Below are 346 nucleotides of genomic sequence, written 5' to 3'. Positions count from 1 at the left end.
TTGTACAAAGTTACCTTATTAACTTTTAACTAACGTAACATCGTGAAAAATATCCTCGCATTTTCTCTGGTCACTAGTTCCATCTTATTATGCTCATTTATCCCTGCTGGGGGGACTAAGTATCGGATCAAAAAAGTTGTGATAGACGCAGGTCATGGAGCTAAAGATCCTGGTACGCTGGGTAGTTTTTCAAAAGAGAAAGATGTTGCGCTAGCCATCGCCCCCAAGCTTGGAGAGACGATCAAGGAAAACTTGCCAGATGTAGAGGTGATCTACACGAGAAGTCCCGATAAGTTTGTTGAGCTGTACGAGCGACCAAAAATAGCCAATAAAGAGAGCGCAGATT

General features: G+C 42.5%; 1 protein-coding gene. It reads left to right on the top strand.

The annotated features are described in order from the left end of the window. Positions 1-42 precede the first annotated feature (42 nt). Positions 43-346 (top strand): N-acetylmuramoyl-L-alanine amidase family protein (locus I5349_RS13630; RefSeq protein ID WP_226391334.1); only part of this gene is annotated, 304 nt, incomplete at its 3' end.

This window comes from Penaeicola halotolerans (genome assembly GCF_016464625.1).
GTDB classification, from domain to species: domain Bacteria; phylum Bacteroidota; class Bacteroidia; order Cytophagales; family Cyclobacteriaceae; genus Penaeicola; species Penaeicola halotolerans.
Note: the sequence above shows the minus strand (reverse complement) of the source record. Positions and strands in the feature narration are given on the sequence as shown.